The organism is Allocoprococcus similis, assembly GCF_054660775.1.
The window spans coordinates 1-14,804 of record NZ_BAAHSG010000009.1 but is presented as its reverse complement, the minus strand read 5'-3'; the positions used below and the strand labels follow the sequence as shown (position 1 = coordinate 14,804).

At 44.1% G+C, this 14,804-nt stretch carries 9 protein-coding genes; 1 reads left to right on the top strand and 8 read right to left on the bottom strand.

Going from position 1 to position 14,804, the window contains the following annotated elements:
* Nucleotides 1-27: 27 nt before the first annotated feature.
* The 8 genes from ACYQ5K_RS05175 to ACYQ5K_RS05140 all read right to left on the bottom strand — a co-directional run bounded on the left by ACYQ5K_RS05175 (nucleotide 28) and on the right by ACYQ5K_RS05140 (nucleotide 13,816).
* On the bottom strand, nucleotides 28-3,507 hold the full coding sequence (locus ACYQ5K_RS05175; RefSeq protein ID WP_459777317.1) for a DNA polymerase III subunit alpha: 3,480 nt from the start codon (nucleotides 3,505-3,507) through the stop codon (nucleotides 28-30).
* 442 nt (nucleotides 3,508-3,949) lie between these two features.
* Nucleotides 3,950-5,035, bottom strand: a complete 1,086-nt coding sequence (locus tag ACYQ5K_RS05170; RefSeq protein WP_459777316.1) for a PD-(D/E)XK nuclease family transposase — start codon at nucleotides 5,033-5,035, stop codon at nucleotides 3,950-3,952.
* Between the two features lie 299 nt (nucleotides 5,036-5,334).
* On the bottom strand, nucleotides 5,335-6,741 hold the full coding sequence (locus ACYQ5K_RS05165; protein WP_173688990.1) for an alanine/glycine:cation symporter family protein: 1,407 nt from the start codon (nucleotides 6,739-6,741) through the stop codon (nucleotides 5,335-5,337).
* A gap of 357 nt (nucleotides 6,742-7,098) precedes the next feature.
* Nucleotides 7,099-7,743, bottom strand: coding sequence for a pyroglutamyl-peptidase I (pcp, locus tag ACYQ5K_RS05160; protein ID WP_173688991.1), 645 nt, complete (start codon nucleotides 7,741-7,743; stop codon nucleotides 7,099-7,101).
* 23 nt (nucleotides 7,744-7,766) lie between these two features.
* Nucleotides 7,767-8,756: a M29 family metallopeptidase gene (locus tag ACYQ5K_RS05155; protein WP_243259199.1), complete on the bottom strand. Its 990-nt coding sequence runs from the start codon at nucleotides 8,754-8,756 to the stop codon at nucleotides 7,767-7,769.
* Between the two features lie 91 nt (nucleotides 8,757-8,847).
* The gene (locus ACYQ5K_RS05150) at nucleotides 8,848-9,801 is read right to left on the bottom strand and encodes a DUF979 domain-containing protein (protein ID WP_173688992.1); all 954 of its coding nucleotides are present in this window, start codon (nucleotides 9,799-9,801) and stop codon (nucleotides 8,848-8,850) included.
* Between the two features lie 14 nt (nucleotides 9,802-9,815).
* The gene (locus tag ACYQ5K_RS05145; protein WP_173688993.1) at nucleotides 9,816-10,508 is read right to left on the bottom strand and encodes a DUF969 domain-containing protein; all 693 of its coding nucleotides are present in this window, start codon (nucleotides 10,506-10,508) and stop codon (nucleotides 9,816-9,818) included.
* Nucleotides 10,509-10,540: 32 nt separating this feature from the next.
* Nucleotides 10,541-13,816 carry a M14 family metallopeptidase gene (locus tag ACYQ5K_RS05140; RefSeq protein WP_243259198.1) on the bottom strand — a complete coding sequence of 1,092 codons (3,276 nt, stop codon included), beginning with the start codon at nucleotides 13,814-13,816 and terminating at the stop codon, nucleotides 10,541-10,543.
* Nucleotides 13,817-14,080: 264 nt separating this feature from the next.
* Here ACYQ5K_RS05140 and ACYQ5K_RS05135 point away from each other — a divergent pair, with 264 nt between their 5' ends.
* Nucleotides 14,081-14,668 carry a TetR/AcrR family transcriptional regulator gene (locus ACYQ5K_RS05135; protein WP_173688994.1) on the top strand — a complete coding sequence of 196 codons (588 nt, stop codon included), beginning with the start codon at nucleotides 14,081-14,083 and terminating at the stop codon, nucleotides 14,666-14,668.
* Nucleotides 14,669-14,804: the final 136 nt, after the last annotated feature.

Below are 14,804 nucleotides of genomic sequence, written 5' to 3'. Positions count from 1 at the left end.
CTCAATTCACACGTTATTGTATAATATTCACCCCTTCATTTCAATGGGTTTTTCTATTACTTTTACACAATCTTCTCCGAAATAATTCGTCAATCTGCTCAAAATCCCAGGTTCTACCTGGATATTTGCGTTTTTAGGCAATCTTTTTACCGCTCTCTCCGCTTTGCAGAAGATTACAACCTGGTCCTCACCCTCACTTTCCGCGAGCATCCGGAACAGATTCTGCTCATCCTGAAGGTAACTCTGTTTGTCTGCATACTGAATCCACAGTTCTTTTTTCGTCATCTCAAACGGAATTACTTCCTCACAGATCAGCTTACTTGCATTATCGTCCTCTTCCGATACGCGTCCGCGCACAAATACCTTGCTGTCCTCCTGCAGATACTGCTGGCTCTTCTCATAGCTCTGCGGGAAAATGACAACCTCTACCGTTCCAAGAAGATCCTCTACGGTAATAAATGCCATCGTCTGATTCTTCTTTGTGTATTTGATCGTCTTTGATGTGATCATACCACCGATGATCTCCCTTGACCCGTCACGCACTTTTGTCCGTCCGGTCTCTTCATCAAGCTGAAAATCCAATGTTGTTGCAGAAATACTCTTCCGCCATTTCTCTTCATATTCTTCCAATGGATGTCCGCTGATATACACGCCGAGTACTTCTTTTTCAAATGCAAGCATCGTCTCCTTCTGGTATTCCCCCACATCCGGAAGCGTGACCTCAAATTCTTTTTTCTGTTCGTCATCCACAATATCAAAGAGCGATATCTGTCCGGCAAGCGAATTTTTCTTGTTCTGCGCTACCTGATCCATGATCTGCACATAAATGATCATAAACTGCTTTCTGGTCCCTTTCAGGCTGTCAAATGCGCCGGATTTGATAAAGTTTTCTACCGCACGTTTATTGACTTCCTTACCGGAAAGCCGTTCCAGAAAATCCTTCAGATCACGAAACGTGCCATGCTCTTCTCTGTCCCGGATGATCTGCTCGATCACCGGTCTTCCGACCCCCTTGATCGCCGCAAGTCCGTAACGGATATTACCATTATCCACAGAAAAATCACCAACCCCACGATTGATATCCGGCGGCAGGATAGAAATTCCTATCTGTCGGCAAGTGTAAATGTATTCGGCAACCTTTCCCGGATTGTCGATGACAGAAGTCATAAGCGCTGCCATATATTCTACCGGATAATAATATTTCAGATACGCTGTCTGGTATGAGACAACCGCATAAGCTGCCGCATGTGATTTGTTAAACGCATACTTTGCAAAATCGATCATTTCATCATAGATCTTATTCGCAACCTTTTCATCGATTCCATTTTTGACACAGCCCGGAATGCCTTCTTCCTCATTACCATATACAAAATTCTGACGCTCTCTCTGCATCACGTCGCCCTTTTTCTTACTCATGGCACGACGTACAAGGTCGCTTCGCCCAAGTGAATATCCGGCAAGGTCACGCACGATCTGCATAACCTGTTCCTGGTATACGATGCAGCCGTAGGTCGGTGCCAGGATCGGCTCTAACTGTGGGCATTCGTAAGTAATAAGCTCCGGATGGTTCTTTCCTTTGATATACTGCGGAATGAAATCCATCGGCCCCGGACGGTAAAGGGAAATTCCGGCGATGATGTCTTCCAGGCTCTGTGGGCGAAGCTCCTTCATGAAGCTCTTCATCCCTGCACTTTCTATCTGGAAAATACCGTCTGTCTTGCCGGTTCCGATATAGTCAAGTACTGCTTTATCATTATAATTTAATTCTTCTGTTACCAGCTTCACACCGGTACTTTTTTCAACCAGTCTGATCGAATCCTGGATGACGGTCAGGGTACGAAGCCCTAGGAAATCCATTTTCAGAAGTCCCAGTTCTTCCAGCGTAGTCATGGTAAACTGTGTGACCACATTATTGTCCGCTCCAAGTGCCAGCGGAACATATTCATCCACATCCTTCTGACTGATCACGACTCCCGCGGCATGCATGGATGTATGCCGTGGCAGACCTTCCAGTCTCTTTGACATATCGATCAGCTCTTTTACCTGCGGGTCTTCATCATAGAGCTTCTTCAGCTCATGGTTCATCTTCAAGGATTTATCCAGTGTAATATTCAGTTCTTTCGGAATCATCTTTGCAATTGAATCCACAAAGGCATAGGGAAGATCCATAACCCTTCCCACATCCCGCAGCACCCCGCGCGCCTGCAGTGTACCAAAGGTTACGATCTGCACCACCCGGTCTTTGCCGTATTTACGCACAACATAGTCAATGACCTCCTGCCTTCTTTCAAAGCAGAAGTCCACGTCGATATCGGGCATGGACACACGTTCCGGATTCAGGAAACGCTCGAACAGCAGCTGATACCGGATCGGATCGATATTGGTGATCGCAAGTGTGTACGCCACAATGCTTCCCGCCGCAGATCCACGCCCAGGTCCAACCATGATTCCATTGCTTTTTGCAAAATGAATGAAATCCCATACAATAAGGAAGTAATCCACGTAACCCATGCTTTTGATAACGCCCAATTCATAATTCAGACGCTCCACAAGAGCTGGATCCGGGTCTTCTCCATATCGTCTTTTCAGTCCGTCAAAACAGAGCTTATTCAAATATTCCCATGAGGTAAATCCTTCCGGCACATCGAATTTCGGAAGCTTTGTCACACCAAATTCAATCTCTACATGGCATCTGTCTGCAATCTTCTGTGTATTTTCCAGCGCCTCCGGTGCATATGGGAAAAGTTCTGCCATCTCTTCTTTGGACTTCACGTAGTACTGTCCGCCTTCATAGCGCATCCGATCCTCGTCTGCGAGCTTTTTCCCTGTCTGAAGACAAAGCAGGATATCATGTGGCTTTTCATCTTCTGCGTAGGTATAATGCACGTCATTGGTCGCCACAAGATCGATTCCGATCTCCTGCGACAGACGCATCAGCTGCTGGTTGACGGTGCGCTGCTCCGGAATCCCATGATCCTGCAGTTCCAGAAAAAAGTTGCCTTTCCCAAAAATCTGTTCATAATGAAGCGCAGCCTTTTTTCCTTCTTCATACATCCCTCTCGCCAGATTCCTCTGTACCTCTCCGGCAAGACATGCACTGAGGGCAATGATTCCTTCGTGATAGGTCTCCAGAAGCTCATAATCTACTCTTGGCTTATAATAGTAACCTTCCGTAAATGCACGTGACACGATCTTCATCAGATTGGCGTAGCCCGTATTATTCTCGGCAAGAAGTACCAGGTGATAATATCGGTCCTCATCGCGTCCTACGGCCGTTTTATCGAATCTGGATCCCGGTGCCACGTAGACTTCGCATCCCAGCACAGGATTGATTCCTGCCGCCCTTGCCGCCCTGTAGAAGTCAATGACGCCATACATAACACCATGATCTGTGATCGCCGCGGCTGTCATCCCCAGTTCTTTGACTCTGGCAACATATTCTTTAATTTTATTTGAACCGTCCAGAAGGCTGTATTCCGTATGGACGTGCAAATGCGCAAAATTCATATTGTGTTCGCTCCTTTTCTCTGTGTTCCATTCTAGCAGAAATGCGGGGGATTTCCAACTGGTGGAGGAAAATTTTGTTGGTTGGTGGCGGCGGATTTCCAAATATATGTACTCCGGTTCCCCTCGGCAAAACATTCCGATGAACCCCCGAAAACGGGAATCGTGTTCAGCAATGGCTTCCACGATTCCTGGGTTTCATCTCCATTGCCTCGAAGGGAACCGGAGTACATATATTTGGAAATCCGCCTGTTCAACGGTATCGAATGATTTTCTGGGGGTGTTGGAATCTTCTGAAAGAGAATTGATGGAAACACAGATTATACTTAATTGTGCTGTCACAACCTTATTTATCCTCTAACGCAAAAATACCGCCGCATCAGACATATTTCCAATGCGACGATATTCATCTTTTATTATAGCCAGTAACCAGTACGCCCTTCTCTTATCTGGATGACTCTTCTAACTGCTCCATCAGTTCCTGAATCTTTTCTTCTCTTTTTTTAAGAAGTTGATTCATTTCTTCTATACGCTTTGCATCTTCATGGATGATCCTGCCTTGATCTTCAAGCTTTTTTTGCTGTCCTTTGATCTCTCTATTTTTGGCATCGATTTCTTTCTTTTGCCCTTCAAGCTCTTCCTGCATCTCATCGATCATATACCGTACTGTATTTTTATCCAATATCTCCAGCTCTTTCGAGAACATTTCCATCATCCTTTCCACATTCTGGCACATGGTATATACTTCTTCATAAAGAGCCTTAAACTCCGGTATTTTTTCGACTAGCTGCATGATTCTCTCCGGATTATCTTCACTTAGAAATAATAACCATTTTTCCAGATTATTCTCAATCTCTCCATCTTTATTTTGAATGACATCCCGGAAGATGTCAAGGCATATAAACGTGTATTTCTGAAGCAGATCTGCCTGGATTCCGGTATCGCTTTTCTGCTCCATATGATGGATATAAATCTGCTCTGAAAATTCATGATATTTCTTCTCACTTTTTTCAAATAACACGATTGTATATACGTTCTTGACATCTTTATATGTAAAACTCTTTCCTTTTTCTTCCCGTAGTCGCTTATACTGCCGTAAAAGCAAATCAGCTGAATAACACGCACTTCTCTGTCCTGAAAAGCGGTATCCCAGCTTCCGGATTTCCACATTTGCCAGACTTCCGTCCGTCAACTGTACCACCATGTCCATAATTAAAAGTGAATCCTCTGCTGCAATTCTCGCAGATTCATTTGGCAGCACATGCAGGATTTTCACTTTCTCCCCTATTGCTGCTGAAATAAACTCTTCCAGCCGCCTCGGTGCCGTCTCCGGATTCATAATCTGCTTAAAAAATGAATCATACAGTAATTTTACCCCTTTTACACCTGTACAAAAATCTAAAAATTCTTCCTTCTGTTTCTTTTCCCAGCTGTAAAAAACACTATGCATTTTTGTATTCCCATCAATCTCGTCCAGAATCGCCTGCCTGGTCTTTATCATTGGGAAATACTTCTGTAATTTCGTTCTCATATATTTCCTCCCGCTACAATTTTTATCAGGAGCATTTTCAGATATGAGTTTCCATAAGCTGCTGGTTATATGACTATAATTTGATTTTTAGATTTTCTATCGTTCTTTTTCTCCACATCTTGTTGCCTGATTATAACATGGTCCCAGTCCGTCTTCAATTAGCAAATGTTCTGAAAATAAAGAGGTCTGTTGATATCACAACCTCAAATAACAAAGGACTCAGAAATTTGAATCGCTCTCCCAAATACACACAATAAAAATATCCTGATAGCAGAACACTTCTACCATCAGGATATTTCCTACGATTCTGTCGCTTTCACGCCAACAGAAACTTTTTTTATATTTGGTTTTGAAAAATACAGTTTTGTTTCCCCAATGATCACTTTTCTAAGTGCAATAATTGCGATCAGATTTGGAATGATCATCAGCGCATTCGTGATATCTGCCAGGAGCCAGATTGGTTCCAGCGATAAAAACGGCGCCAGTGCAATCGCTGCAATGTAGATGATCTTATATGGTTTGATCCATTTTGTTGTGCCGGTCAGATAAACCAGGCAGCGTTCTCCGTAATAATTCCATCCCAAAATGGTGGTAAATGCAAAGAACATAATTCCTACTGCGATCAGATACTTTCCTATATTGTGCGGCAGACACATGTTATATGCCGCCGTAACAAGCGTACTTCCGTTCATATCCGAACTGTTCATCAGCCCACTACTGATGATAACCAGTCCTGTCATAGAACAGGTCAGAATCGTAGTAACAAACACACTTGTCATGGAAAGAAGCCCCTGTCTCACACCGGAGTTCGTCTTCGCTGCTGCTGCAACGATCGGTGAACTTCCAAGTCCTGCCTCATTTGTATAGACCCCTCTGGCAATCCCGGTTCTCATAACCGTCATAAACGTAATGACACCTGTTCCTGCAGTTCCTCCGATTACCGATTCTTTTGCAAATGCACAGGTAAAAATGGTCTTAAAAGCATCCGGTACCGCCGCCCGGTTGATCACCAGCGCCACTACCGAGCCTCCAAGAAAAGTAAGCGCCATGATCGGCACCACAATTTCAGCAACCTTTGAAATACTTTTAATTCCTCCGATCGTTACAACCGCAGTAAGTATCGTCACAATCACACCTGCTACAATGATCGGTATATGGAATGTCACATTGACAGATTCTGTGATCGCATTTACCTGCGGAAACGTTCCGCAGCCAAATAATGCTGTACATATGCCAAACACAGAAAAGATTTTTGCAAGCCAAATAAACCTCTCTCCCATACCATTTTGGATATAAAACATCGGTCCGCCAGCCATCTGGTTATTCTCGTCCGTCACTCGATATTTTACCGCTAAAAGACTTTCCGAATATTTCGTCACCATACCAAGTATGGCTGAAATCCACATCCAGAATAACGATCCCGGTCCACCAATTCGAAGCGCCGTTGCAACTCCAACAATACTTCCTGTTCCTATATCTGCTGCCATCGTTGTACATAGCGTCGCAAATGCCGATACATCTCCTTCTCCGCTCCCGGTTCCACTTTCTTTTTCGAAGATGATCCTTACCGCACGTGGAAATTTTGTGATCTGCAGCCCTCTCAATTTGATAGTAAAGTAAAGCCCTGTACCGATCAGCAGCAACAATGTCGGAGGTCCCCATACATAACTTTGGATAGTCGTCAGCATCCCCATTAAATTACTCATTTCACTTCTCCTTCGCCTCTGTTATTGTTTTCCATCCATATTTTTTTTACGATAATCTTTTCCCCACTAGATTGTTTTCTTCACCTTCTTAATCAACTTGATTTTTTAAAAAAAGCTCTCTTCGTTCGTAAAATTGTTCATTTTTCTTATTTCCGCTTCGCTTTCTTTATGCATATTATACATAACATTCTTTTCCATGACAAATCAATTCTTTTTCTTTATAATAGAATTTTTTAATATTTAATGAACATTCATTCTCTTTAAGTGATATGATACTGTATTTTTGATAGAATTTCTCAAAAAAATACCGCCGCATCAGATCTCATTTCCAATGCGACGGTATTTCCTATTTACATATTAATGGGTAGTTCCCATAGCCTCTTTTACATCTTCTGTATTATTCACTACAGCTTCAATACAGTATTCCAGAGACTTTGCGATGGTCTCAAGCGGCATGCTTGCCATTCCGTTCGCTTTATCTACAACCTGTTCGCATGCGAATGGAACATGGATAAATCCGGCACGGATGTTGGTGTATTTGGTTGCACACATATGCAGTACATTGTACATTACACAGTTGCATACGTAGGTTCCTGCTGTAAAAGATACATGGCATGGAAGTCCGTGAGCACGTACATTCTGAACCATTGCATTTACCGGAATTGTTGCAAAGTATCCGGTTGGACCGTCTGCCTGAAGTGGCTCATCAAGTGGCTGGTCACCTGCATTGTCCGGAATCCGGGCATCTGCAAGGTTGATTCCTACTTTTTCTACCGTTACGCAGGAACGTCCGCCTGCCTGACCTACGTTGATCACTATATCCGGGTTATGTTCCTTGATCGCTGCTTCAACTGCCGGTGCACTTTTCTTGAATTCTGTAGGGATCTCTACATATACGATCTCTGCTCCCGCAATTGTTGACGGAAGAAGCTTGATTGCCTCGAATGCCGGATTTACACTTTCTCCCCCAAATGGATCAAATCCTGTTAATAAAACCTTCATGTTAATTTCCTCCTTTATATCTCTTAGTATAACACAGGCTCCGGGATAATAACCTTCCCCTGCTGCATGATCTGTCTGTTGTCCGTGTAAATATCCGGTTCCATACATACCAGATCAAAATGCCCTTTGGCGTTCTGAATACCTCCAAGAGCAATATTACGCCCAAGTCCTACATGGAATGTCCCATAAGCGGATTCATCCTCAATATAACAGTTTCCAAGGCACTGCGAGCATGAATTTAATCCGATCCCGAGCTCCCCTGCAATATAGATCCGGGGATCCTGATAATCTTCCATATATTTTTTCAACCGAATTCCGGTCGGTGTCTCTTCAATCTCCGTAATCCGTCCGCCTTTAAATAAAATCCTTGTCGGTTCCTCTGCGCGACCAATATATCCGAGAGAACCGTCAAGCACCATCACCCCTTCTGTCTTTGTCTCCTCGATCGGAACATAGACCTCAATACTGGAAGAAGAATATCCCTTTCCATCCTTCAGAACTCCGTTAAAAAATCCCGGATCTCTGCCCACTTTGCAGAACATCATATCCGTTCCTGCCGGAGTTGTCACACGGACTTTTTCTGAATACTTGAGATATTTGATAAATGCCTTTGCCATCAGCCGGCTCTTCTTCGTATCCATCGTCAGAAAATCGTATTCCAGAAAAGATCTTCCGTCATTGGTTGCCAGTGGCAGGGACAGGAATTTCTTGTGTTTCTGTATCGCACGCTTTGCGGCTTTCGTTGTCACCAGCGAATACTCTGTCGCCGCGATAATTGCCGTATAAGGATCAAAAACTGCTTCATTATCATCAAAAAAGATTCCCACATGACGCCCCTTGTTCTCGACAAGCAGCGTATTCACTGACCGTGCTTTTCCGGAAGCCTCTTTTTCCATTGCTTTTGCTTCTGCAAGATATTCCTTCGATGTCACGATCAGTACTTTGTCCCACGCCCTTACTTTTACCCATTCGTGAATAATGATCCGGGCCCCCCGTTCCATATTCGGTGTCATATGTTCCTCTTCTTTCTATCGCTTACGGATTCTAAGGCCACCATTTCTCTGAAAAGTCAGAAAACGATGACCTTAGTTTCTCATATCTTATTTACTTTAATACTATCATATAACAGATCTGGAATACAAGCATAATAAGTGCAACCAGAACCTGATTCTTGATTACGCCCCAACGGTCCTTCATATTCAGGATCGCTACCGGCAGGATATTGAAGTTTGCTGCCATTGGTGTAAGCAGAGTTCCACAGTATCCACATGTAAGTGCGATCATACCGATCACTACCGGATTGGCACCGTAAGCAAGTACGAATGGTGCTCCGATACCAACGGTCATAACTGTGATCGCAGCAAATGCATTTCCCATGATCATAGTAAAGAGTACCATACCGATCGCATATATGATGATACCAACGTTTACATTTCCCTTCGGAACGACCTTTTCAACAAGCTGTGCGATAACATCGCCGACTCCTGCTGCCGTAAATACACCACCAAGGCATCCCAGTAACTGAGGAAGCATACTGAGTGGTCCTGTGATTCCGAGGAATCTTTCCGAATCATTTAAGAATACTACCGGTTTATTCTGTTTTGAATCGTAAGCAATCAGTAAGATCATTGCAACAATAACACCAATTGTGATTGCGATCATTGAACTCATGTTACTGAATAATGCAAAGAACAGGGAGCATACAGCTACTGAGAATGCCGGGATGAAAATTTTCATACCGATCTTCTTAAACTGCTGTTCTGTATGTTCTTTTGTCGGATTATCGACTTTGCCGATTTTAACCTTCTTAAAGATCGGCGGCAGGCACATGATCAGAACAAGGGCACCGGAAACTTTTGCCGGCAACCATGTACCGAATCCACATACGACACCGAAAGAACACCAGAAAACAGCGGTTCCGACTCTTGACGGATTCTCTTTGTCCAGAAGGTTCTTGATTCCTGCATAAATTGTGATCAGTCCAATAATGATCCATACCACATTCAGTCCGATGGTATTAAATGAATCACCGATCTGTATAAATTTTAAATTACTCATCTGTCTTCCTCCCTCTATTTCTTAGTATCTGCTGATTTCCCGTAATATTTCTTCATCAGTCGGTTGTCTTTCGCGATAACAAAAATGCAAGAAACAACCAGTGCGAATAATGCTACCGGGATTTCAACTGCAGCAAGGTCGATCAGTTCTACTTCATATCCAAGACCTGCAAGTGTTGTCTGTACAAGGATTCCACCTGCTCCACCTACGAACAGTACCTGGAAGAAGAACCATGTGAAGTTCTGCATTGCAACGGAAAGTCCTTTTGCATTATCCACGTGATCTTCATTTGCTTTGCCAAATTTGTTGGTGATCGCACCTTCTGCCATCGGAAGAAGCACCGGACGGATAAATCCGGCTACACCACCGAAACTGACATTGAATGCTCCAAACAGCGCATTCAGAATACCATATGCAGCAACCAGCTTACCTGCTGTCGCACTCTTAACCTTTCTGATCAGGTTGGCCGCTGCTTCACGCAGACCGTTTCTTTCAAGAGTACCTGTAACAAGCAGGATCATGATAAAGATCGCCATACTTCTGTTCGCTACAAAGTTTGTACCGATTGTTTCCAGAAGTCCGCTCACTCCAAGTCCTCCAACAATCCCTGTCGTGATAAGGGCCAGGAAAATAATGAGGATTGAATCCAGTTTCAGCGCGAATCCGACGATTACGATTAACACGCCAAGTAATTTGATGAGTTCCATACCTAACTCCTCCTTTAGATAAATAATAAAAGTTATTTATTTTTTCCAGTCACTTTGACAATCATCGGCCGCTGTCTTATGTAACTGGTCAAAATCTGTCCATCCTGCTCCTCTAAAGAGCATTCCATCACATGTTCCGCTTCCATCAGCATCCGGATAGTCGCCTCGTCATGTGCCACATGAGCCCTTGCACACAAATTCAGGTATTCACCCTGTGCCGTCTCATCTGCAACTTCACTGGTATAAGCAACCGTTGTGATCCACGGAAAACGGATCGACGGATAACGATGGTTTGGATCTGCCGCGAACGGGATCCAGTAATTGATCATTTCTTTATAATAGTTTGCCGGGAACAATTTCGGCATCCATGCATGTGCATATTTTTCAAACTGAGCACTCCATTCACGGTTCAATTCTCTCATCTCCGGATACTCGGCAATCTTGTCTGCGATCACATCTTCCATTACCTTATTGACCGGGTAATTATCCTTGTACTCCGGATTGGTCACATACCAGAAATAACCATAAAGCAGAGATCTCGGAAGCCAGAAGCCTTTGTAAGACGGGGAGGTATAACCTGAAAACTGCTGCTCCCATTCATGACTCGGTACTCCGTGATTGTCCACGATCATATCCGGGACATACCGGTCAAAAATACGGGTTAATCCCATCGCCTCGCTGTGGATCGTATCCTGCTGGAAATGTTCATAGTAGAACTCTTTTCCAAGAGAATTAAATCTTGCCACATGGAATTTCCAGGTTGGATGCTCTTTCTGCAATTCATAATGGATTGCCGCACCATCCACATTTTCCATCGGAACGATCACCAGATTCAGTTTATCCGGTAAATCTTTGTAAACATCTTCGGTCAGCAGCTTCTTGATCAGGATAAATGCTGCATTTGTCGAAGATACTTCATTCGCATGATGTCTTGCATTGATCATCTCGCTCGGAATTCTTGATATACGCTTCGTCATGGACAGATAGCCTTCGTATTCCGGTTTGATCCATACTGCATAGAGTTCACGTCCTGTATAAGATACCGCAGTCCGGAACACTTCGATTCCAGGAACCTGCTTCAGGTCTTCGATGATCTCACGGTAAGTATCATATCCGATCAGTTCATGCTCATGCAGATCAATCTCTTCGATCCGTTTCGTCTTTGGTTTTTCTTCTCTTTCCGGCGTAAGTGCTGCATACTGTATCTCGCCCTGCTCACTTTCAAACAAAAGCTTCGTACCTGCCGCAACACTTTCGCACTCTGCCAGTACACCCTTTGACCACAATGATGCGTAAGAGTGTAATATATTAGATTGTACCCCATTTGTGCGGATATGGAAAGTAAAATTATCATTTTCCCATGAAATGGCACGGATCCATGCATCTGCTTCTTCCCGTTTTCTCTGCAAAAGAACTGTTTTTCCATCTTTTACAATGCATGCTTCTTCTTTTAACGGCTCGGTCAGTGTCACCTTAAATACCGGTCTGCCTTCTTTTTCATGGATCACCGGAAGGATCAGTCCCGGCGCATCCAGCATGACATCTGCTTTCTTCACACCATAATTTTTAAAATAGTCGCTTCCGACAAAATACATATCTTCATGCAAAGCATCCAGCGAAGAGATCAGATCCTCTCTTGATCCGGTCGCATAGTCCGGTTCACTTGCGGTCACATCCAGACGCAGTTCATGGAAGAACGGCTGCAGGTCTGCGGAGATCTTTCCGCCTGTCTTTTCCTCAATATAGCGTTTGCAGTCCGGAAGAACTTCTTTCTGGTAAACATCCCAGATCTCTTCCATATCGGTACGGACTGTCTGATAAAATACTTCCTGTCCGTCAATCTCTGCTTTTACATAACCGGTTGCCGGATGAACCTTTCCCATCTGCGGATATTCATCCATATACGGTCTTTCCGACCAGACTGCTTTGTAAGTATCCTCACAGCAGACCTTTTCGTCCTTGATCCCCTTGCAGAGATAAGTGATATCTTCTTCGCCTTCATAAGCTTTGAAAATGACTTTATCTCTTTCAATTCCAAGCTCTTTTACCAGAATATCTTCTACCGGATACAGTTCCTGCAAATAGCGGATCGGAAGATCATACCACTTGTCCGGAGTGTCTGCATTCAGATTGTGATAGGACGGGGTTGCACCGTTCTCATCCAGCCAGTCTGTCTGACCTTCCGGCAGGAACGGTTTGAAATAAATCTCAACCTGATCTGCCTGCGCTTCCTTCATCACCGAAAGCATCTCTTCAACGATCCAGGAATATCCCTGCTTGTATGCACAGATAACGGAGGTATCCTCCGGCTTGGCACCTAACATCTGGATTCTGTCTTCGATTTTTTCTTTTATCTTCTGGCGTACTTTTATATTTTCACTTACCGCACCGGTAATCTTTACCTTGCTTCCTTTCCGGATCTGCGGATAAACCTTTTCTTCCAGAAGTTTTTCAAACACTTCCACTTCCCACGGAAGCTCATACACCTTCTCGTACATCTTCTGTCCGGATTTGTAATTATATACCTTTGCATCCCCGGCTTCTTTTTTCTGTGTATCATTCCAGAGCGGAGATCCGTATACTTCATATTCTCCTGTCTGCTCTTTCTGCATCGCTTTCAAAGCTGCGAGCTGTCCATCTGCGCCGCGCAGTACAAAGTCATCCACCATATCCATCAGCAGGTCTTTCCAGCTTCTCTGACCATTGATCTGCGGAAATTCCGTACAGAGGCGGGAGGTAAATGCGATTAGTTCCTCTCCGTCACCGCGAAGAGATACTTTTACACTTTCTCCTTCTTTTTCCTGTACAAGCTCTGTCTGCTCTGCTTTTTCCAGAACGAGCCGGTTGCCTGCATAAGCTGCATCTGCCGTAATATTTCCTTTATATCCGGTTGTCTCCATACCAAAACGCCATGCCAGGTTACATGCTGCAACGAGCATCGCATCATCTGCATCCTCCGGAAGTACAATCTTCACATCCAGCACATCCGGAAGAAGATCCTGATTCTCGTCTTTCAGGAAATCGCCTTTCTGAAGCATCATCTCCAGCCCTTTTTCCTTACGGAAATCCAGATCAAAGATCGGACCTGTATGCTTTGATGCTGATTCGTACTCTTCCGGTGTCTCCCCTGTACTCTTTTTCCACAGGGCTTTCAGCTCTTCCATATTCTCCGGCACCGGAATCTCACCGTCCGCTGTGATCACCGGAAATGTAGCTGTCTCTGTCTGAAATCCCAGAAGCAGTGCTGCTTCAACCGCATAACGCTTCTGTTCTCCTGTCATGCCGGCTGCAAGTTTTAATTTTTCCATCTTACACCTCCAAAGCACTGTAGTTCGTTTTCGTACCGCGGTCTAAAAAGATACTATATTCCGAACTGCGTTCTGCTTTTTTATACTCTTCATTCTACTAAAGTATTTAAATAAAGTCAACTATATTCTCCTTATATGGACATTTTCAACAAAATGTATGCAGAAACAAAACATTAAAATGTATGCAGAAACAAAACATTGCACTCTCCACATCCCTGTGTTACAATAGCTTCAATACTTTCAAGAAGGCAGGAGCGATCAATTATGACAACGCACGGCAAACGACATGCAAAACAGGACATCATGGATGCAGCATGGAAGCTTTTCACAGAACAGGGCTATGACGAAACTACGATTTCCCAGATCATTGAGCTTTCCGGCAAATCCCGCAGCACCTTCTATCATCATTTTCGTGGAAAAGACGAGCTTCTCTTCAGCCTCGCCTATTCCTACGACAGTGACTATGATAGCTGGCTTCAGACCTGCGACCGGACGCTTCCAGCCGCCGATCTGCTGCTCGCCTTCAACCATTTTGTGCTGAACAACCTGGAGCACTCCCCATATATGGATCTCTTCCCGTCCCTCTACGGCCTTCAGGTAACTACTACCGGAACCAGACATATTTTAAACCAGGATCGTAACTATTATAAGATCCTGCGCAAGATCCTTTTCGACGGGATCAAATGTGGAGAACTAAAGTCAGACTACTCCTACGTCGAACTCTCCCAGATGATCACCTCTGCCCAGATCGGCCTCACCTACTCCTGGTGCCTCACCCAGAAAAGTTTCTCCCTGTTACAGTACGGCGAGTCTCTCCTCACACCATTTATTGAATCATTACGCGCAAACTAACCTAACCCACCCTCAATATAAATACCCTCTCCCATATACCAGGAAACTATCTCTCTATAGTTTCCTGAATTTTTATGTTTAGCAGCCGCCAGGTCTGCGCCCAAAGTCTTGAGGGCAGATTTAGAAAAAGAATAGG